The 18,138-nt window shown below is 71.7% G+C and carries 20 protein-coding genes; 13 read left to right on the top strand and 7 right to left on the bottom strand.

Going from position 1 to position 18,138, the window contains the following annotated elements:
• Window positions 1–55: 55 nt before the first annotated feature.
• Window positions 56–898, bottom strand: coding sequence for a COX15/CtaA family protein (locus tag JJ685_RS22885; RefSeq protein WP_236599219.1), 843 nt, complete (start codon window positions 896–898; stop codon window positions 56–58).
• 150 nt (window positions 899–1,048) lie between these two features.
• Between JJ685_RS22885 and JJ685_RS22880 the strand changes: the two genes are divergently transcribed.
• The 10 genes from JJ685_RS22880 (at window position 1,049) to JJ685_RS22835 (ending at window position 10,835) form a co-directional block, all read left to right on the top strand.
• Window positions 1,049–1,198: a hypothetical protein gene (locus tag JJ685_RS22880; RefSeq protein ID WP_201676672.1), complete on the top strand. Its 150-nt coding sequence runs from the start codon at window positions 1,049–1,051 to the stop codon at window positions 1,196–1,198.
• Window positions 1,199–1,207: 9 nt separating this feature from the next.
• On the top strand, window positions 1,208–1,747 hold the full coding sequence (locus JJ685_RS22875; RefSeq protein ID WP_201676671.1) for a cupredoxin domain-containing protein: 540 nt from the start codon (window positions 1,208–1,210) through the stop codon (window positions 1,745–1,747).
• Window positions 1,748–1,757: 10 nt separating this feature from the next.
• The gene (locus tag JJ685_RS22870) at window positions 1,758–3,491 is read left to right on the top strand and encodes a cbb3-type cytochrome c oxidase subunit I (RefSeq protein ID WP_201676670.1); all 1,734 of its coding nucleotides are present in this window, start codon (window positions 1,758–1,760) and stop codon (window positions 3,489–3,491) included.
• A gap of 13 nt (window positions 3,492–3,504) precedes the next feature.
• Window positions 3,505–4,401, top strand: a complete 897-nt coding sequence (gene cyoE, locus JJ685_RS22865; RefSeq protein WP_201676669.1) for a heme o synthase — start codon at window positions 3,505–3,507, stop codon at window positions 4,399–4,401.
• A gap of 7 nt (window positions 4,402–4,408) precedes the next feature.
• Window positions 4,409–5,260 (top strand): SCO family protein, encoded by an 852-nt coding sequence (locus JJ685_RS22860; protein WP_201676668.1) that lies wholly within the window; start codon window positions 4,409–4,411, stop codon window positions 5,258–5,260.
• On the top strand, window positions 5,235–6,686 hold the full coding sequence (locus JJ685_RS22855; RefSeq protein ID WP_201676667.1) for a hydrogenase iron-sulfur subunit: 1,452 nt from the start codon (window positions 5,235–5,237) through the stop codon (window positions 6,684–6,686). Before JJ685_RS22860 ends, JJ685_RS22855 begins: the two co-directional genes overlap by 26 nt.
• Window positions 6,683–7,183 (top strand): hypothetical protein, encoded by a 501-nt coding sequence (locus JJ685_RS22850; protein ID WP_201676666.1) that lies wholly within the window; start codon window positions 6,683–6,685, stop codon window positions 7,181–7,183. Before JJ685_RS22855 ends, JJ685_RS22850 begins: the two co-directional genes overlap by 4 nt.
• Entirely contained in the window at window positions 7,180–8,619 is a 1,440-nt protein-coding gene (locus JJ685_RS22845; protein WP_201676665.1) for a cbb3-type cytochrome c oxidase subunit I, read from the top strand. The genes JJ685_RS22850 and JJ685_RS22845 overlap by 4 nt, the downstream gene beginning before the upstream one ends.
• The gene (locus JJ685_RS22840) at window positions 8,619–10,538 is read left to right on the top strand and encodes a cytochrome b N-terminal domain-containing protein (RefSeq protein ID WP_236599218.1); all 1,920 of its coding nucleotides are present in this window, start codon (window positions 8,619–8,621) and stop codon (window positions 10,536–10,538) included. Before JJ685_RS22845 ends, JJ685_RS22840 begins: the two co-directional genes overlap by 1 nt.
• 114 nt (window positions 10,539–10,652) lie before the next feature.
• Window positions 10,653–10,835, top strand: a complete 183-nt coding sequence (locus JJ685_RS22835) for a hypothetical protein (protein ID WP_201676663.1) — start codon at window positions 10,653–10,655, stop codon at window positions 10,833–10,835.
• A 24-nt stretch (window positions 10,836–10,859) separates the two neighbouring features.
• On the opposite strand, the gene JJ685_RS22830 is transcribed toward JJ685_RS22835, so the two are convergent.
• Both JJ685_RS22830 and JJ685_RS30495 read right to left on the bottom strand, forming a co-directional pair.
• Window positions 10,860–11,069, bottom strand: a complete 210-nt coding sequence (locus JJ685_RS22830) for a hypothetical protein (protein ID WP_201676662.1) — start codon at window positions 11,067–11,069, stop codon at window positions 10,860–10,862.
• Window positions 11,070–11,373: 304 nt separating this feature from the next.
• Window positions 11,374–11,856, bottom strand: coding sequence for a septal ring lytic transglycosylase RlpA family protein (locus JJ685_RS30495; protein ID WP_408015488.1), 483 nt, complete (start codon window positions 11,854–11,856; stop codon window positions 11,374–11,376).
• Window positions 11,857–11,922: 66 nt separating this feature from the next.
• Between JJ685_RS30495 and JJ685_RS22820 the strand changes: the two genes are divergently transcribed.
• The 3 genes from JJ685_RS22820 (at window position 11,923) to JJ685_RS22810 (ending at window position 15,216) form a co-directional block, all read left to right on the top strand.
• Complete coding sequence (locus JJ685_RS22820; RefSeq protein ID WP_201676661.1) at window positions 11,923–13,203, top strand: glycosyltransferase; 1,281 nt, start codon at window positions 11,923–11,925, stop codon at window positions 13,201–13,203.
• Between the two features lie 41 nt (window positions 13,204–13,244).
• Window positions 13,245–14,093: a GNAT family N-acetyltransferase gene (locus JJ685_RS22815; RefSeq protein WP_330901825.1), complete on the top strand. Its 849-nt coding sequence runs from the start codon at window positions 13,245–13,247 to the stop codon at window positions 14,091–14,093.
• An 88-nt stretch (window positions 14,094–14,181) separates the two neighbouring features.
• On the top strand, window positions 14,182–15,216 hold the full coding sequence (locus JJ685_RS22810) for a dipeptidase (RefSeq protein ID WP_201676660.1): 1,035 nt from the start codon (window positions 14,182–14,184) through the stop codon (window positions 15,214–15,216).
• A gap of 96 nt (window positions 15,217–15,312) precedes the next feature.
• Here JJ685_RS22810 and sorU read toward each other — a convergent pair whose 3' ends face one another.
• From sorU to JJ685_RS22790, 4 genes are all read right to left on the bottom strand, one after another.
• On the bottom strand, window positions 15,313–15,618 hold the full coding sequence (sorU, locus tag JJ685_RS22805) for a SorU family sulfite dehydrogenase c-type cytochrome subunit (protein WP_201676659.1): 306 nt from the start codon (window positions 15,616–15,618) through the stop codon (window positions 15,313–15,315).
• Window positions 15,615–16,829: a SorT family sulfite dehydrogenase catalytic subunit gene (gene sorT, locus JJ685_RS22800; protein WP_201676658.1), complete on the bottom strand. Its 1,215-nt coding sequence runs from the start codon at window positions 16,827–16,829 to the stop codon at window positions 15,615–15,617. The genes sorU and sorT overlap by 4 nt, the downstream gene beginning before the upstream one ends.
• A 96-nt stretch (window positions 16,830–16,925) precedes the next feature.
• Window positions 16,926–17,255 carry an AzlD domain-containing protein gene (locus JJ685_RS22795; RefSeq protein WP_201676657.1) on the bottom strand — a complete coding sequence of 110 codons (330 nt, stop codon included), beginning with the start codon at window positions 17,253–17,255 and terminating at the stop codon, window positions 16,926–16,928.
• Window positions 17,256–17,268: 13 nt separating this feature from the next.
• Window positions 17,269–18,069: an AzlC family ABC transporter permease gene (locus tag JJ685_RS22790; protein ID WP_236599217.1), complete on the bottom strand. Its 801-nt coding sequence runs from the start codon at window positions 18,067–18,069 to the stop codon at window positions 17,269–17,271.
• Window positions 18,070–18,138: the final 69 nt, after the last annotated feature.

Here is an 18,138-nt window from a genome sequence, read left to right as displayed (position 1 = left end):
ATTCTAGGCACGCTTCACGCGAGCCGGGGAGTGACCCTGACGCGAGTGACGTTGTTCAGGCGCGCGGCGGCAGCAGCGATGCCAGCAGCGCCAGCAGCAGCGCCGCGAGGAAGTTGTGTGCGAGCGCCAGCACCAGCGGTGCCACCTCGCCCGCCAGCAGCCATCCGATGCCGACCTGCAGCACCGCCAGCAAGCCGATGGCGGCTCCTGCGCGCAGACCGGCGCGCCACGCCGCGACACCCAGCGCGAGCAAGGCCGCGCCCACCGCGACACCGGCCATGCGGTGCAGTCCGCACAGCGCCGATTCGCCGCATCCGTGCGCCACATGCTCTCCGCTCCCCATGGCCCCCAGCCCTGCCTGCAGCAGACCCAGCCCCAGCGCGACGATGAGCCAGGGCCGCAGACCCCGTGTTCCCATGGCGGGCGCCGGACCCGGACTCGCAGCCTGCACCAGGCGCACGCTGAGCGCGAACATGGCGAAGCCTCCCAGCAGGTTGCCCAGGATGACCGGCGGCCAGCGCGAATCGCCGGCCATGCGCCCGAGCACGGCGAGAAAGAGTGCGACCCCCAGCAGCGCCAGTGCCAGCCGGCCCTGGCTGCGCAGCACCGGCTGCTGCGCGAGCGTCTTGAACAACAGCGCGACGATCAGCAGCATGGCCGCCGATGTGGTGACGCGGTGCGCGATGCGCGCCGCTACCACGGCGTCGCCATCGAGGGCCGCCACCGCCTCGGTCGGCATCGTCGCCCGCTGCACGTAGCACTGCGGCCAGGGCGCGCATCCCAGGCCGATGCGCGCCATCCGGATGTAGGCGCTCAGGCTCGTGATGGCGAGCATCAGCACCGCGCAGGCGACAGCGATCCTGCGCACCGTGGAAAGCCTCGCGGCTCCTGTGGACATGCGGCGCATCGTAGGGGCGTGCGGCGCGCGCGCCACGCAGGGTTCTCCCTGCGGGCGCGCGCCGAAGCAACCACTCCTTGCTTCAGATCAATATCCGACCAGAAGCGTCGGAAAAACATTCACCCAGAAACACACGAGAGGAGACAAGACATGGACCACGATGAAACGGGTGACGTCCCCTTCATGCAGCAGCTGCTGGACAACCCCTTCCTGCTGCTGTTCCTGGGCGTGCTGATCCCGATGGTCGTCTACACGCTCTGGGGCGTGATCGACATCCTGACCATCCCGGTCGCGAAGTAGGAGGCCCCCATGAGCGCCATCCTGCCGCCGGCCGACCGGCTCTGGTGGAAGCATCCGCTGGACCGCGTCGAGGGAACCTGGATCGCCATCGCCTTCGCGTGGTGCATGGTGATGTTCATCATGATGATCTACTGGCATGCCTACGGGCGCCAGAACCTCTCCACCGAGACCTACAAGACCACGCCGGAGAAGTTCTCGGCGAAGACGCAGGCGATGGTGGACAAGTACACCGTGCGCACCGAGACGGACCAGAAGATCCCGGTGGTCGCGCCGCCGGCGGACGTCGACGTCTACCTGATCGCGCGCCTGTGGTCCTGGTGGCCGATGCTGGAGCTGGAAAAGGGCAAGACCTACCGGCTGCATCTCACGGCCATGGACTACAACCACGGCTTCTCGCTGCAGCCCGCCAACATCAACATCCAGGTGGTGCCGGGCTACGAACACGTCGTGAAGGTCACGCCCAACCAGTCGGGCACCTTCTCCATCGTCTGCAACGAATACTGCGGGATCAACCATCACACGATGGTGGGCCGCATCTACGTGAAGTAGGAGCCCCACGATGTCCGCCGTCCTGCCCGCCCCGCCCGCTTCGCCCGGGGCCGTCACCACCTACCGCACCTGCCCGCGCAGCGGCCTGCAGTTCGAGGCCCGCGCCGAGCGCCTGATGATCGTCAACGCCGTCACGGCGGTGGTCGCCCTGCTCGTGGGCGGCCTGCTGGCCATCGGCGTCGTGCTCACGCGCTGGCCCGCCATCCACTGGCTCGCCGCCGACACCTTCTACATGGTGCTCACCGCCCACGGCATCGACATGCTGATCTTCTGGATCATCTTCTTCGAGATGGCGGTGCTGTACTTCTGTTCGTCGACCCTGCTGCGCTGCCGGCTCGCCACGCCCAACATGGCATGGCTCGCCTTCGCGCTGATGCTGATCGGCGCCGTCACGAACAACGTGGCGGTGTTCCAGGGCGGCTCCAGCGTGATGATGACGTCCTACGTGCCGATGATGGCGTCGCCCGCCTTCTACCTCGGCCTGATCCTGTTCGCCGTCGGCGCGCTGATCGGCTGCTTCGTCTTCTTCGGCACGCTGGTGGTCGCGAAGCGCGAACGCACCTACGAAGGCTCGGTGCCGCTGGTGACCTTCGGTGCCATCACCGCCGCGATCATCGCGGTGTTCACCATCGCCTCCGGCGCGATCATCCTGATCCCGACCTTCCTGATGTCCGTCGGGCTGGTGAAGGAGGTCGACCCGTTGATGTACCGCACGATCTGGTGGGCCTTCGGGCACTCCTCGCAGCAGATCAACGTGTCGGCGCACATCTCGATCTGGTACGCGGTGGCGGCGATCGCTTTCGGCGCCAAGCCGATGTCCGAGCGGGTGAGCCGCGGCGCCTTCCTGCTGTACATCCTGTTCCTGCAGCTGGCGAGCGCGCACCACCTGCTGGCCGACCCGGGCATGTCCACCGGCTGGAAGGTGGTCAACACCAGCTACTTCATGTACTTCGCGGTGCTGGCGTCGATGATCCATGGCCTCACGATTCCCGGCGCGATCGAGGTGGCGCAGCGCCAGAAGGGCTACACCCGGGGCCTGTTCGAGTGGCTGCGCAAGGCGCCCTGGGGCGACCCGGTGTTCTCCGGCGTGGCGATCGCGCTGGTGGGCTTCGGCTTCCTGGGCGGCATCTCGGGCGTGATGATGGGCACCGAGCAGCTGAACATGCTGATCCACAACACGATCTACGTGCCGGGCCACTTCCACGCCACGGTCGTCGTGGGCACCACGCTGTCCTTCATGGCGCTCACCTACTTCCTGATCCCGGTGCTGTTCAAGCGCGAGATCTTCCTGCCGAAACTTGCGAAGCTGCAGCCCTGGCTGTTCGGCCTGTCGATGTACTTCTTCTGCCTGGTGATGATGGGCGCCGGCACGCTGGGCGTCTCGCGCCGCCACTGGGACATGGCCTTCCAGGGCGCGGCACTCGCCTACGAGTGGCCGGGCGCGGCCTACCTGATGATGGGCCTGGTCGGCATCGCCGGCGTGGCGGCCATCGCGGGCGGCGGCATCTACATCCTGGTGACGGTGGGCTCGCTGCTGTTCGGCAAGAAGCTCGAAGGCGGCGCGGCGGTCGGCGCGGCGACGCCGGTGCCGCGCGCCGCGCCCACGGTGGTGGCGCAGACCTACGGTTCCGCGGGTTTCGCGGCTCCGGGCACCTTCATGCTCGCGATGCTGTTCCTGCTGGCCTTCGTGCTGTACTACTTCATCAACTGGAAGTACCTCGGCCAGCTCTGGGGCCTGAGCTGAGCGGAGGCGGCCCATGACCACCACCGCCCTCCTCGCCAGGCCGCGCGGACTGCTGCTGGCGCGCGAAGTGCTGTCGCTGTTCAAGCTGCGCATCGGCGTGCTGATCATGGTCACCGCGCTGGTGGGCCTGGCCGTCACGCCGGGTGCGCGGCTCGATGGCGTCCAGGTGCTGGTGCTCGCGCTGTCGGTGCTCGTCGCCTCCGCCAGCGCGGGGGCGTTCAACCACTACGCGGAGCACGAGTCGGACCGGAGGATGGCGCGCACGCGCCGGCGGCCCTTCGCCACCGGCGCGCTGCCGCACCACCCGGCGTGGCTGCTGCTGTTCGCGCTGCTGCTGGCCGGCGCCGTGGGCGCGGCCTGGGCCTGCCTCAACGCCGCGGCGGCCGCCTACGTGTTCCTCGGCGCGTTCTTCTACGGCGTGGTCTACACCTTGTGGCTGAAGCGCCGCACGCACTGGAACATCGTGATCGGCGGCCTGGCCGGCAGCTTCGCGGTGCTGGCCGGCGCGGCCGCGGCCGACCCGCTGCCCGGCCCGCAGGGCTGGCTGCTGGCACTGGTGCTGTTCCTCTGGACCCCGCCGCACTTCTGGAGCCTCGCGATCGCCAACCGCAGCGACTACCAGCAGGCGGGGGTGCCCATGCTGCCGGTCGTGGTGGGCGACGCGCGGGCGGCGCGCATCGTGTTCGGCAGCACGCTCGCCCTGGTCGCGGCCTCGCTGCTGCCGCTCGCCTGCGGAGCCGGCTGGATCTACGGGCTCGGCGCGGCGGGCGGCGGCGCCTGGTTCCTGCGCCAGGCCGGGCGGCTGGCGCGCAGCCCCGGCCGGTCCTCCGCGCTGGGCTGCTTCTTCGCCTCGCTGGTGCAGCTGAGTGCCCTGCTGCTCGCCGCCACGGCGGACGCCCTGCTGCGATAGCAAGCCCATGCGAACACGGCACCGCATCTGCTGGCGTGCCGCCCTCCGCCGGGCGGCCGCGGCGCTGCTGCTGGCGCCGTCGTTCGCCGCGGCGCAGGAGCTTCCGGTGCTCGATCGCACCGAAGCCCTGCGCGCCAGCCAGGCGGCGCTCGGGCGCACGGTGGCCGACTTCGACCTGCTCGATCGCGAGGGCCGGCCCGTGCGCCTGGCCGCCTTCCACGGCCGGCCGCTGCTGGTGAGCTTCGTCTACACCGGCTGTTTCCAGGCCTGCCCCGCCGCCACGCGCGCGCTCGACGAATCGGTGCGGGCGCTGGAAGCACGCTTCGGCGAGCGCCAGTTCCAGGTGCTCAGCATCGGATTCAACCAGCCGGCCGACTCGCCGCAGGCGCTCAAGGCCTTCGCGGCGCAGCACCGCATCGTGCGGGCCAACTGGGACTTCCTCAGCGCGCCCGCCGCCGTCGTGGAACGCCTCACGCGCGAGTTCGGCTTCCTGTACGCCGCCACGCCGGCCGGCTTCGACCACGTGCTGCAGGTCACGCTGGTGGATGCGCAGGGCCGCATCGTGCGCCAGGTCTACGGGGACCAGCCGGCGGTGGACACGCTCGGCGAGGCCCTGAAGGACCTGATCGCGCGCCAGCCGCTGCCGCCGCAGGGCGCGATCACGGAGCTCGTGGACCGCATCCGCATCCTCTGCACCGTGTACGACCCGAAGACGGGCACCTACCGGGTCGACTACAGCCTGGCCCTGGAGATCGCCGGCGGCTTGACCTTCATCCTTTCCGTGGCGCTGTACATGCTCAACGAGTGGCGGGTGCGGCGCCGGGAGCGCCGCCGTGCGTCACTGCCTGCGCGCGCTTGAGCACGCCTTCGACGGCGCGTTCGGCGCCGCCGGCAACCCGCTCAAGCAGCTGGGCGCGCTGGCCTTCCTGTTGCTCTGGCTGCTCGCGGTCTCCGGCATCGTGCTGTATGCGCTGCTGGAAACGTCGGCCGAAGGCGCCTTCCGGTCCATCAGCGCGCTCTCGCGCGAGCCCTTCAGCGCCGGCAGCGCCCTGCGCGGGATGCACCGCTACGCGGCCGACGCCTTCGTGCTGCTGGCCGTGCTGCATCTCGCGCGCGAATGGGCCTGGGGCCGCTACGGGGGGGTCCGGCGCCATGCATGGATCACCGGCGTGCTGCTGCTGCCGCTGGCGTACGCCTGCGCGATCGGCGGCTTCTGGCTCCATTGGGACCGGCTCGGCCAGTTCTCGGCCACCGCCACCGCCGAATGGCTGGACGCGTTGGGCTTCCTGGGCTCGCCCCTGGCGCGCAACTTCCTCCACGGCGGCGTGAGCGACCGGCTGTTCTCGCTGTTCGTGTTCGTGCACCTGGGCCTGCCGCTGCTGCTGGTGTTCGGCTGCTGGGCGCACGTGCAGCGCATCGGCAGCGCGCGCGTGTTCCCGCAGCGCGCGCTCGCCACCGGGACGATGCTCGCGCTGCTGCTGCTCGCCTTCGCGCTGCCCGTGTCCGACCAGGGCGCCGCGGATCTTGCGAACGCGCCCGCGCGCCTGGACTTCGACTGGCTGCTGCTGTTCGTGCATCCGCTCGCGGCCGCCACCTCCGACGCGTTCGCCTGGGTCCTGCTGGCCCTCGCCCTCGCCGCCTTGCTGTGGCTGCCCTTCGCGCGGCCGGCCGAGCGCGCGCCGCCGGCGCAGGTCGCGCCCGAGCACTGCAACGGCTGCGGGCGCTGCGTGGCCGACTGCCCCTATGCCGCGATCACCCTGGTGCCGCATCCCACCCGCCGCCGGCTGCAGCTCGCGCAGGTGCGCGCGGCCGCGTGCGCGAGCTGCGGCATCTGCACGGGTGCCTGTCCTTCCTCGACGCCGCTGCGCGCCGGGGCGATCACCGGCATCGACCTGCCGCACCGCCCCCTGGCCGCGCTGCGCGAACGCCTGCAGCGGGGCCTGGAAGCGGGTGCGCGGGACATCGTGGTCGGCTGCGACCACGGCGCGCGCGTCGAGGAACTCGCCGGCCCGCGCCGGCTGGTGCTCTCCCTGCCCTGCACCGGCATGCTGCCGCCGTCCTTCGTCGAATATGCGCTGCGCCAGGGCGCCACGCGCGTGCTGGTGAGCGGCTGCCGCGAGGGCGGCTGCGAATACCGGCTGGGCCCGCGCTGGACCGAGGCGCGGCTGCAGGGCCGGCGCGAGCCGCAGCTGCGGCCCACCGCTCGCGCGACCGGCTGGCGCACCGTGTGGGCCGACGCCGGCGAAGAGGCGCGCGTGCGCGCGGCCCTGGAGACGACTGCATGAAGAAGTGGAAGACCTGGCTCGCGCAGGCGCTGTTGTACGGCCTGTTCGCGCTCTTCGTCGGCGTGTTCTCGCGCTGGCCCGCCTGGCAGGCGCTGCCGCCGCAGCAGGCCGTGCTGAAGGTGAGCTTCATCCACCACGGGCAGCGCATCGCGCCCTGCCGCCCCGCCACGCCCGAGGAGCTGGCGAAGCTGGCGCCCAACATGCGCACGCCGCTGAAGTGCGAACGCGAGCGCGCGCCGGTCGAGATCGAGGTGGACCTCGACGGCGCGAGCGTCTTGCGCCACGTCGCGCAGCCCTCGGGCCTGTCGCGCGACGGCCCATCCTCGGTCTACCACCGCCTGAACGTCGCCGCCGGCGAGCACCGCATCCGCGTGCGGCTGAAGGACGCCGCCGGCGGCACCTTCGGCTACACGCGCGAGACGACCCTGCGGCTGGCCCCCGCGCAGGTGCTGGTGATCGATTTCGACCCGGAAAAAGGAGGCATCACCTTCTCATGAACACGCTGCCCGTTTCCTTGCCGGCTGGCGCCGCCCCGCGCCCGCGGCCGGTGCAGACTGCCGCCGCCTACGACCTGCCCGTCGTGCGCGACGCCCGGCTCGCGCTCGCGCGCGGCTGGCTGGGGCTGGGGCTCGCGGCGCTGGCCGGCTCGGGCCTGTTCTCGGTGCTGCTGGTGGCCTCGCGCACGCCCGGCCTGAACGGCCTGCTGCCCACGGCGGACTTCTTCCGGGTCGCGCTGGTGGTGCACGTGGACCTCTCCGTGCTGGTCTGGTTCGTGGCCCTCGCCGGCATGCTGTGGAGCCTGAACACCGCGCCGCGCGCGTCGGCCACCGGCCGCGTCGCGCTCGGGCTGGCGGCGACGGGCACCGCCGCCATGGCGCTGGCGCCCTTCCTCGCCCCCGGCGAGCCGGTGATGGCGAACTACATCCCGGTGCTGGACTCGCGCCTGTTCCTCGGCGGCCTCCTGCTTTTCGGCCTCGGCGCGGGGCTGCTCGTGTGGCGCACGCTGGCGCAATCGCCGCGGCTCGGGCTGGACTTCGACGGCCCCGGCGCGCTGCGCTTCGGCCTCAACGCGGCCGCCATCGCGGGCGCCGTGGCGCTGCTCGCCTTCGGCTGGTCGTGGGCGGTGCTGCCCGCGCAACTGGCCGGCAAGGCCTATTACGAGATCCTGTTCTGGGGCGGCGGCCATGCGCTGCAATTCACCTGGACCCTGCTGATGCTGGTCGCCTGGCTGTGGCTGGCCGGTGCCTGCGGCGCGCGACTGCCGCTGAGCCCGCGCGTGACCGTGCTGATGTTCGCGCTGGCGCTCGCCAGCGTGTTCGTGACGCCGGTGGCCTACCTCGCCCACGACCCGGCCTCCGTGGAACACCGGGCGCTGCTCACGTGGGCCATGCGCCTCGGTGGCGGTCCCGCCATCCTGCCGATCGGGCTGGCCGTGCTGGCGGGGCTGCGCACGGCGCCCGCGCCCAGGGCCGAGGCGCGGCCCTGGCGCGCCGCCCTGCTCGCCTCCCTCCTGCTGTTCGGCGCCGGCGGGCTGATCGGCGTCTTCATCGCCGGCAGCAACGTGCGCATCCCGGCGCACTACCACGGCTGCATCGTCGGCGTGACGCTGGCCCTGATGGGACTGGTCTACCACCTGCTGCCGGCGCTCGGGTATGCCGCGCCGCGGGGGAGGCTGGCGACGGCGCAGCCCTGGATCTACGGCGCCGGCCAGTTGATGCACATAGTCGGCCTGGTCTGGTCGGGCGGCTACGGCGTGCAGCGCAAGGTGGCAGGCACGGAGCAGGTGCTGCGCAGCACCGGCGAAGTGGCGGGCATGGGCCTCATGGGCCTGGGCGGTGCGATCGCGATCGTCGGTGGCCTTCTTTTCGCGGTCGTGGTGCTGCGCGCGATGCGCGCCGGGGCGCCGGGGCGCGTGTCCGTGGCGGCGGCGTGATGGCGAGGCTGCAGGCGCTGCTGCAAGGGCTGCTGCTGCGCGCGGAAGCCGTGTTCAACGCGGCCTTCGGCGAGCGCCTGAATCCGCTGTACCACCTCGGGGCCATCACCTTCTTCCTGTTCTGGCTGGTGGGGGCCAGCGGGCTGTATCTCTACGCCTTCTTCGAGACCGGCGTGGCGGCGGCGCATGCCTCGGTCGAGGCGCTCACGCACGGGCAGTGGTTCGCCGGGGGTGTGATGCGCAGCGTGCACCGCTACGCGTCCGACGCGATGGTGGCGACCATGCTGCTGCACCTGCTGCGGCACTTCGCCTTCGACCGCTTCCGCGGCTGGCGCTGGTTCTCCTGGCTCACCGGCGTGGCGCTGGTGTGGCTGGTGTACGTGTCCGGCATCAACGGCTACATGCTGCCGTGGGACCGGCTGGCGCAGTTCGTGGCCGTCACCAGCTTCGAGTGGCTGGACTGGCTGCCGGCCTTCGGCGGCAGCCTGATGCGCAACTTCATCTACGCCAGCAGCATCAGCGACCGCTTCTTCTCGCTGCTTTCCTTCCTGCACGTGGGGCTGCCGCTGGCGGTGCTGCTGCTGATGTGGGTGCACGTGCAGCGGGTGCCCAAGGCGCGCACGCTGCCGCCGCGGCCGATCGCGCTCGGCCTGGCCGCGGCCCTGCTGCTGCTGTCGCTCGCCTGGCCGGCGCTGAGCCAGGGCGGCGCCGCCGAACTGGGCCAGGCCGTCGCGCGCATCGCGCCCGACTGGTTCTACCTCGCGCTGTTCCCGTGGATCGCCGGCGGCGCGCCGGGGCCGGCCTGGGCCCTGGTCGGCGCCGGCACGGTGCTGCTGGCGACGCTGCCTTTCTGGCCCCGCCGCCGCGGCGCCGGCGCGACCGGGCACCGCATGACCCTGGCGGGCCCTGCCGGCGAAGACGTGCTGGTGCCGGTGCGGCCCGACGAGACGCTGCTCGACGCCGGGCTGCGGCACGGCCTGCCGCTGCCCTTCGAGTGCCGCAACGGCGCCTGCGGTGCCTGCCTGTGCAGCGTGGAGCAGGGCACCGTCGCGCATCTTCCGTACCAGGCCCATGCGCTGCCCGACGCGCTGAAGATGCAGGGCAAGGCGCTCCTGTGCTGCGCGGTGCCGCTGCAGGACGTGGCCGTCGCCGTCGATGCGTGGGCCGCCGCGGGAGTGCGCGAGTTCGCCGGCAAGGTGGTCCGGATGGAGCGGCTGGCCGAGGATGTGATGCGCCTGTGGATCGGGTTGCCGGGCGGCGAACGCGTGCGCTTCGCGGCCGGCCAGTACCTGAACGTGATCCTCGAAGACGGCCAGCGCCGCGCCTTCTCCTTCGCCAACCCGCCGCATGACGACGCGCAGATCGAACTGCACGTGCGCCGCATTCCCGGCGGGCGCTTCACGGGCCGCGTGTTCGACGGCCTGCGCGCGGGCGACACGCTTCGCCTCGAAGGCCCGCTCGGCAGCTTCCGCCTCGCGGCCAGCGAGCGGCCCATCTTCTTCGTCGCCGGAGCCACCGGCTTCGCACCGGTCAAGAGCATCGTGGAGGACGCGTTCCGGCGCGGCATCTCGCGGCCCATGCGGCTGTACTGGGGCGTGCGGCGGCCGGCGGACCTGTACCTGCTGCCGCTCGCGCAGCAGTGGCAGCGCGATCATCCGCAGTTCCGCGTGGTCCCGGTGGTGTCCGAGCCGCGGCCGGAGGACCGCTGGACGGGCCGCACGGGACTCGTGCACGAAGCGATGCTGGCCGACGCCCAGGATCTCGCGGGCATCGAGGTCTACGTCTGCGGCTCGGTGCGGATGGTCGACACCGCGGTGCCGGCGCTGTTGGCGCACGGCTTGGACGAGCAAGCCTGCTTCTCCGATGCGTTCCGGCCGGCAGCGCAGGCTCGGCCGATCCAGGCGCCGGATCCCGCGTAGCGCCGAGTCCTCGCTCAAATGGGGGAGATGGGGCCCGCTGCGGCTTGCGCGCCCCTAGACTGGGATCTTCCCAACGAACCCCGTCGCTTCGTGCCGCACACCCTCAGGCCCCGGTTGGACCAGGCCCTTCGAGAAGAGGCCGAGGCTCTGCAGCAGGCCGCGCGGCTCGTCGCCTCCCGTGCCAGCCATCAGGAGTTCGCGCAGATCCTGCGCCGCATCGAGGAACTGCGGAGCAAGCGGATCGGGATCCAGCGCGAGATCGAAGAGCTGCGCAAGAAGCGCGACACGGTCGGTTGAACCGCGCCGGCCGCCGCCCCCCGGTCAGTTCCGGCTGGCGTGCTCGGTCTTCGTGCGGGACGCGTCGGCCACCAACTTCATCCCGGCAGGGTGCGGATAGAACTTCGACGCGTAGTCGTAGCCCTGGGCGGCGATGACCCGGCGGGCGACGATGGCGGGATGCTCGCCGTTGCCGGCGGCATGGGCCAGCGGCGCTGCGGCGACGAGGGTCAGGGCGATGAATGCGATGCGCATGGTGGTTTTCCTGGTGATGCGGATGGATAAAGCGTTCGGCTGCGACGGGAATGCCCACCCCCGGGTCTCTCGACGGGGTGCAGGGCGGTCCCGGCTCTCGCGGCTGTTCGGATGGGATCTGGGGGGCGTGCATGCCATGCACACCCGGCACGGGTCGCGGCTGGAACTGCCTGCCGGGGACCGGTGACGCCACGACGCGTGTCTCTCGCGCGTGGCCATGGTCCGTATTTTCAGGCCAAGGCGCTCCCCCCGCCGCTGGTGGGCGACGCGCCCCCTTGATGCCCGTCAAGCGGGGGCCGCTTCGTCAGAGCTCCAGCAGGACGACGGTCGCTTCGCCGGCCTGCAGGAGGTCCAGTGCGGCGGCAGCCGCCCTGCTCAGGTCGATGAGGCGGTCGCGGACCTGGGGGCCGCGGTCGTTGATGCGCACCACCACCTCGCGGCCGTTCTGGGGATTGCGCACCAGCACGCGGGTGCCGAACGGAAGCGTCCGGTGGGCCGCCGTCAGGGCATTCATGTCGAAGCGCTCGCCGCTCGCCGTGCGCTTGCCGTGGAAGCCGGGCCCGTACCAGGAGGCCCTGCCGCGGGCGATCTCGGCGCCGGAGGGCGTGCTCGCGCCGGAGGGCGTGCTCGCGCCGGAGGGCGTGCTCGCGCCCGCGGGCTGGCGACCGCGCTCCGGCGTGGTGGAGCAGCCGGCCAGCGTCGCCAGCAACACCGCCATCGCGATCCAGCCGGCCCGGCGAGCCGGCGCGGGCACGGTGGCGACGGCAGGGGCGAACGCAAGGTCCATCGGGCCCCATTGTAGAAAGCGGTGCCGGGAGCCCTGGCGAAGCCCGCCATCGGGTACAAACGCCGCATGCGCATCGGCCTGCAGACCTGGGGCAGCGAGGGCGACGTCACGCCCTTCCTCGCGCTTGCCGCGGGCCTCGTGCGCCGGGGCCACGAGGTGCGCCTCGTCGTCACCGACAACGCGCGCCGCGACTACCGGCGCCACGCCCTGGCCGACGGCTACGAGCTGGTGGAGGTGCCCCTGCCCGGCGCCGACGCGCAGTCGCAGGAGCGGCTGTGGCGCGAGGTCCTCGCCCTGTCCAATCCCCTGCGGCAGGTGGAGGTGATCCTGCGCCACGGCTATGACCCGGCGGCCCCCGCGATGCTGCGCGCCGCCCACGACATGGTGGCGAGGAGCGACGCGGTGGTCGGACACTTCTTCGCCTATCCGCTGCGCATCGCCGCGGAGCACGCGGGCGTCCCCGCCGCCACGCTCGCCATCGTGCACAACTGCATTCCGACCCGCGAACGCGCCGCACCGGGGCTGCCCGACCCGGGCCGCTGGTCGCACGGGCCGGGCTGGCGGCTCGCGGCCTGGATCCTGAACCGCATCTTCCTGCCGCGCTACAACGGCCAGCGCCACGCGGTCGGCCTGCCGCCGGTGCGGGACACGATGACCGGGGCGTGGGCTAGCCCGCTCCTGAACCTGGTCGCCGTCAGCCCGCAGATCTGCCGGCGGCCCGCCGACTGGGGGCCCAACCACGTCGTCGCGGGCTTCCTCAACCCCGCCGACGCGCCCGTCCGACCGCTGCCAGACCCGCTGGAGCGCTTCCTCGCCGGTGGCGACCCGCCCGTGTTCTTCGGCTTCGGCAGCATGATGCCGGCCCATGCCGACGCGCGCGAGACGATCGCGCTGTGGGCGCGCGCGGTCGCGAGGCTGGGTTGCCGCGCGGTGTTCCAGTTGCCGGCCGCCCTGCTCCCTCTGGTGCCGCAGGATCCGCGCACCTGCGCGGTCGAATGGGCCGATTACCGGCTGCTCTTTCCGCGCTGCGCCGCCATCGTCCACCATGGCGGCTCGGGGACGACGCAGTCCGCACTGCGCGCCGGCCGGGCGAGCGTGGTCGTGTCGCACATCGCCGACCAGGCGTTCTGGGGCCAGGAGCTGGAACGGTTGCGCGTGGCGGGCCCCAGCCAGCGCCGCCAGGGCCTGCGTGCGCGCAGGCTCCAGGCCGCGATCCGCGCGGTGCTGGACGACCCGGCGCTGGCGCGCAACGCCGCGCGCCTGGGTGCGGCCATGGCGGAAGAAGACGGCGTGCGCGTCGCCGTGGAGGCCATCGAAGGCCGGCTCGGCAAGGGTGTGCTGCCGTGAAGGCACTGGAGGAAACCCCGCGCGCGATCTAGGATGGGGGCGTGGAAGCCGGCTACGCCACCCGGACGATGACGCGCGAGGAAGTCGCGCTCGCGATCGGGTGGGCGGCCCGGGAGGGCTGGAATCCGGGCCTGCACGATGCGGAGACTTTCCGCGCGGCCGATCCCGAAGGCTTCTTCGTCGGCACGCTGCAGGGCGAGCCGGTGGCCTCGATCTCGGTGGTCAGGTACGAGCCGGGCTTCGCCTTCCTCGGTCTCTACATCGTGCGGCCGGAATGGCGCGGGCGCGGGCTGGGCTGGGCGCTGTGGCAGCATGGGATGGCCTCCGCAGCCGGCCGGCAGGTCGGGCTGGACGGCGTGCCCGCGCAGCAGCCCAACTACCGCAAGTCCGGCTTCGAACTGGCCTGGCGCAACATGCGCCACGAGGGACGCGGCGGGGCGTCCGCCCCCGCGGACGCGCGGATCGTCGATCTCGCCGGCGTGCCCTTCGCCGCAGTGTGCGCGTACGACCGCGCGTACTTCCCCGCCGAACGCACGGCCTTCCTGCGCGCCTGGCTGGCGCAGCCCGACGCCGCCGGCCGCGCCTGGATCGAGGACGGCCGGCTGCAGGGCTACGGGCTGGTCCGGCGCTGCCGCAGCGGCTGGAAGATCGGACCGCTGTTCGCCGAACGCGAAGCCATCGCCGAGGGCCTCTACCTCGCGCTGTGCTCCCGCGTGGGGGCCGACGAAGCCGTCTGCCTCGACCTGCCGGAGTCGAACCCGGCCGCGCTGGCACTGGCGCAGCGCCACGGCATGCGGATGGTCTTCGAGACCGCGCGCATGTACACCGGCCGGCCGCCACCCGTGACCCTGCACGGCCTGTACGGGATCACGACGTTCGAGCTGGGTTGAGACCTCGCGGCATCCGCGCGACAAGGAAGCCTCCATGCCCACACGCCGAATTGCGCTTTGCTACCCGCTCGCAGCGCTTGCGCTCCATATGGCCAGGGCGCAAGCGCAGCAGCCCATCCCCGTGTCGGACATGCACTCCCACTACGGGCTGATCACGCGGCAGCTGGATACATCGGGACTGGCCGAGGAGATGCGCGCGCAACGCGTGGCCTTCATCGCCTGGAAGGCCGTCCCGGACGGGCGCTGGCTGCGGCAGACGAATTCCGGGATCGAACCGGCCGGGATTCCCGAGCCGGGCGCACTGAACGCGTCCTTCACGCGGAAGCTGGAAGGCATGCGCAGCTACATCGCGGCCCACAAGCTGCTCACCGTGCTGACCGCGGCCGACGTGGACCGCTGCCTCGCCGGCGAACCCGGAATCGTGATCGCCTCGGAAGGGGCCGACTTCGTGGAGGGCGAGCCCGGCCGGCTCGCGCCGGCGATCGACGCCGGCTTGCGGCTGCTCCAACTGGTCCATTACATCCCGACGCCCGTCGGTGATCGCCAGACCGCGGCACCCACGCACCAGGGGCTTTCCCCGCTGGGCAAAACGCTGATCGAGGAATGCAACAAGCGCGGGGTCCTGCTCGACCTCGCCCACCTGTCGGGCGAGGCGGTGGACCAGGCCCTCACCCTCGCCACCAAGCCGCTGATCTGGTCGCATGGCTGGGTCGACAAGTCCGGCGGGAGCTGGGACGACCGCTTCGGCTACCTGCAACGCCGGCTCTCGCTGGCCCGCGCGAGGAAGATCGCGGACGGCGGGGGGGTCGTGGGCGTGTGGGCGTTCGGCTTGCAGAACCCGGGGGGCTCGCTGTTCAGGAGCTCGGGCAGCTGGCCGGTGGGCCGCCGCGATACGGAGGGCTACGCGAAAGAGCTCCTGTTCATGGTGGAACAACTGGGCCGCGACGCCGTCGCCCTGGGCACGGACATCGAGGGGGTCGGGCCCAACTGGGTCGTCAACGACTATGCCGGGTTGCGGCTGGTCATCGAACATCTCGGACGCCTGAAGGCGCCCACCGAAACCATCGAGAAGCTCGCATACGCGAACTTCGCCCGCGTGCTGAAGGCGAACCTGCCAACTTAGTCCAGCGGAATCCGCGAGTACACCGCCGTCGGGAACTGGACCAGTGCGAACACCTTCCCCGCGCCGCGCGGGCGATCCAGCCTTGCGGCCGGGCGGCTAGCGGCGGCTGGCCGCTTCCACGTAGCGCGCGACCGCCTGCACCTGCGCGTCGCTCAGCTGCGAGAAGGCCGGCATCTGGCCGATGCCCGTCTTCATGGCCTTGGCCACGCGCGCGGCATCGGGCTTCAGTTCGTCGAGGGAGGGACCGATGGCGCCCTCGGCCCCCGCGTCCCTGAGCGTGTGGCACAGGATGCACGCGGGCGTGCCGCTGGTGAACAGGCGCTTGCCCTCGACCTCCGGGTTGTCCTGCGCCGAGGCGATGCCGGCGGCCAGCGCCGCCAGGGTGATGCAAAGCTTCTTCATGCGACCGTGATGCTGAAGCCGTGCGCGCGCCAGCCGGAGTTGAGATAGCCGCCCGAATTCTCGGGCGTGACTTCGGCCTGCCAGTTGAACTTCACGTCCTGCGCGCGGCACGCGAGCTGGTAGGTCCCCGGCTCCAGCTTCAGCGGCAGCACGAACTGGCGCCAGGCGAAGCGGCCGAGGTCCGGGCCCACCAGGCGCGCCTCGCGCCAGGTCTGCCCGCCGTCGATGGACACGTCCACGCGCTTGACCGCCTGCATGCCGCCCATGGCCACGCCATGGATCTGGACCATGCCCGCCTTGACCGGGCCCGCGTCGGGCGCGGGGCCGTTGATCCAGGACTTCACCTCCATCTCCCACACGGAGGGATGGCTGGGGTCGTGCTTCTCCCCCAGCGGCGAGATGCGGTAGCCCGTCTTCTGGATCGCGGCCTCCGACTCCTGGGCGGTGAAGGCCAGGCGCTTGATGTACTTGATGTTGTTGACGCCGCTGTAGCCCGGCACGATCAGCCGCAGCGGGCCGCCGTGCGCATGCGGCAGCGGCTCGCCGTTCATCTCCCACGCCAGCAGGGCGTTCTCCAGGTTGGACAGCGGCACCGAGCGCTCGACCATCACCGACTTGGGGTCGATGCCCTCGGGCAGCTTCTCGCCGCCGGTGCCCGTGAGGAAGCGGGCGCCGTCGGCCAGGCCGCCCAGCGCGGCGACCACCGAGCGCACCGGCACGCCGCTCCAGATCACGCAGCCGGCCGCGCCCACCTGCCACTTGGTGCCGCTGGGCTTGCTGGGGAAGTAGCCCCGGCCGTTGCCGGAACACTGCAGCACGGTCGCCGTGGTCTCGATGCCCAGCGACTTGAGCTCGCGCACGGTGAGGACGCGCGGCGAGCGCACGCCCTCCACGGCCAGCGACCAGCCGTCGCGGTCGTTGACGATGGAGGCGTCCGGCGCGGGCAGGTTGTTGCGGATGTAGAGGCGGTCGACCGGCGTGACGACGCTGGTGCCGTACGCCGTCCGCTTCGTCTCGATCGTCGTTCCCGTGTGCTGGATCATCTGCGCCTGGTTCTTCCAGGCCACGTAGGCGGGGAACGGCTTGGCTTCGGCCGCCGCGGCCGGAGCCGGCGCGGCAGTCTGGGCTTGCGCGGCGCCGCTGGTGGCGGCCACGAGGGCCGCGCCCTGGGCGAGCAGGCGACGGCGCGAGGGGTCGGCGGGGAGCTGCATGCTTCTCTTCCTTGAGTTCGGCGGCGTGGAGCACACGCCGGGCCGCCCGTATTTCAGGCGGCCGGAAGGCGTGCGCGCCCCCTCTTGGCGGGGGGGTTACCAGCCCAGACCGAAGCGCAGCGCCAGCATCACCCCCGTCCCGCACACGATAGTGCCGAACAGATCCTGGCGCCAGATGAAGAACGCCAGCCCCGCGAGCGCGCCGAAGATGCGCGCGTCGCGCAGGGTGTGGATCAGTTGCCCCTGCGTCATGACGATCTCGGGCGCGACGACGGCCGCCAGCGCCGCGATGGGCGCATAGCGCAGGCCCTCGCGCAGCCAGCGCGGCATGGACAGTTCCTGTTCAGGAAGCAGGAAGAAGGCCCGGCACAGGAGCGTGACCGCCGCCATGCCGAGGATGGTGAAGAAGATCTCGAGCGGGCTCATGGCGTTGCGTGCATCAGCGGGGCGAAGCCTCCACGCGCGTGTGCTGGGCCAGCACACCGATGGCCACGGCGGCGGCGATCGCGACGACGATGTTCAGCCGCAGGGGCAAGGCATAGGCGGCCACCGCGGCGCAGGCGGCGACGAAGGCCGCCACCCAGGTCGAGCGGCTGCGCAACTGGCTGCAGGTCAGCGCCAGCAGCGCCATGGTGCCGGCGAACCCGACGCCCCACTCGGGCGGGATCGCGTGGCCGGCGACGATGCCGGCGATCACCGCCAGCTGCCATGCGCCGTAGTTGGCCAGGGCGGCGCCCCAGAAGTAGTCCAGTTGCCCGGGTTCGCGCTTCGGCTCGGGATAGCGACGCAGGAACATGGCGAAGATGGTGTCGCCCATGAAGTAGCTGAGGACGACGCGCCGGCGGCGCGACAGGTGCGCGAAGTACGGACGGTACTGGTAGCTGAAGACGAGGAAGCGCAGGTTGACGCAGGCCACGGTGGCCCAGACCACCCACATCGGCGCGTCCGCGGCGATCAGCGGCAGGGCCGCGACCTGCGAGGAGCCGGCGGACACCAGGATGGACATGAGGATGCCGAGCGGGACGCCCATGCCGCTCTTGCCCATCGCCACGCCGGCGACCAGCCCCCAGGCCGCGACGCCGATGGACATCGGCACGCACTCGATCACGCCTTCGCGGAACAGCGGCCGGCGCGTGGCGGCCCACGCCTTGCGGCGCACCCTGGCGATGCGATACGTCAGATCCAACTCTCCCCCCTGCACCCGCCGATTTTCCACCAGGGCCGCGAACCGCGTGGACATGCAGTGGAAAGTTATCGTCGATCGGCTTCGGGTACTCCGGGCGGCCGCAAGCCTGGGCTCCTTGCAGTC

Source organism: Ramlibacter monticola (assembly GCF_016722785.1).
GTDB classification, from domain to species: domain Bacteria; phylum Pseudomonadota; class Gammaproteobacteria; order Burkholderiales; family Burkholderiaceae_C; genus Ramlibacter; species Ramlibacter monticola.
The sequence above is the reverse complement of the archived record's forward strand: the minus strand, read 5'-3'. Positions and strand labels throughout refer to the sequence as shown.

What these genes read in the sequence shown, in the direction of transcription:
- JJ685_RS22870 (WP_201676670.1), top strand. Translation starts at nt 1,758, where the DNA reads ATGTCCGCCGTCCTGCCCGCCCCGCCCGCTTCGCCCGGGGCCGTCACC.
- JJ685_RS22880 (WP_201676672.1), top strand. Translation starts at nt 1,049, where the DNA reads ATGGACCACGATGAAACGGGTGACGTCCCCTTCATGCAGCAGCTGCTG.
- JJ685_RS22840 (WP_236599218.1), top strand. Translation starts at nt 8,619, where the DNA reads ATGGCGAGGCTGCAGGCGCTGCTGCAAGGGCTGCTGCTGCGCGCGGAA.
- JJ685_RS22820 (WP_201676661.1), top strand. Translation starts at nt 11,923, where the DNA reads ATGCGCATCGGCCTGCAGACCTGGGGCAGCGAGGGCGACGTCACGCCC.
- JJ685_RS30495 (WP_408015488.1), bottom strand. Translation starts at nt 11,856, where the DNA reads ATGGACCTTGCGTTCGCCCCTGCCGTCGCCACCGTGCCCGCGCCGGCT.
- JJ685_RS22875 (WP_201676671.1), top strand. Translation starts at nt 1,208, where the DNA reads ATGAGCGCCATCCTGCCGCCGGCCGACCGGCTCTGGTGGAAGCATCCG.
- JJ685_RS22795 (WP_201676657.1), bottom strand. Translation starts at nt 17,255, where the DNA reads ATGAGCCCGCTCGAGATCTTCTTCACCATCCTCGGCATGGCGGCGGTC.
- cyoE (WP_201676669.1), top strand. Translation starts at nt 3,505, where the DNA reads ATGACCACCACCGCCCTCCTCGCCAGGCCGCGCGGACTGCTGCTGGCG.
- sorT (WP_201676658.1), bottom strand. Translation starts at nt 16,829, where the DNA reads ATGCAGCTCCCCGCCGACCCCTCGCGCCGTCGCCTGCTCGCCCAGGGC.
- JJ685_RS22860 (WP_201676668.1), top strand. Translation starts at nt 4,409, where the DNA reads ATGCGAACACGGCACCGCATCTGCTGGCGTGCCGCCCTCCGCCGGGCG.
- JJ685_RS22810 (WP_201676660.1), top strand. Translation starts at nt 14,182, where the DNA reads ATGGCCAGGGCGCAAGCGCAGCAGCCCATCCCCGTGTCGGACATGCAC.
- JJ685_RS22790 (WP_236599217.1), bottom strand. Translation starts at nt 18,069, where the DNA reads ATGTCCACGCGGTTCGCGGCCCTGGTGGAAAATCGGCGGGTGCAGGGG.
- JJ685_RS22830 (WP_201676662.1), bottom strand. Translation starts at nt 11,069, where the DNA reads ATGCGCATCGCATTCATCGCCCTGACCCTCGTCGCCGCAGCGCCGCTG.
- sorU (WP_201676659.1), bottom strand. Translation starts at nt 15,618, where the DNA reads ATGAAGAAGCTTTGCATCACCCTGGCGGCGCTGGCCGCCGGCATCGCC.
- JJ685_RS22850 (WP_201676666.1), top strand. Translation starts at nt 6,683, where the DNA reads ATGAAGAAGTGGAAGACCTGGCTCGCGCAGGCGCTGTTGTACGGCCTG.
- JJ685_RS22845 (WP_201676665.1), top strand. Translation starts at nt 7,180, where the DNA reads ATGAACACGCTGCCCGTTTCCTTGCCGGCTGGCGCCGCCCCGCGCCCG.
- JJ685_RS22885 (WP_236599219.1), bottom strand. Translation starts at nt 898, where the DNA reads ATGTCCACAGGAGCCGCGAGGCTTTCCACGGTGCGCAGGATCGCTGTC.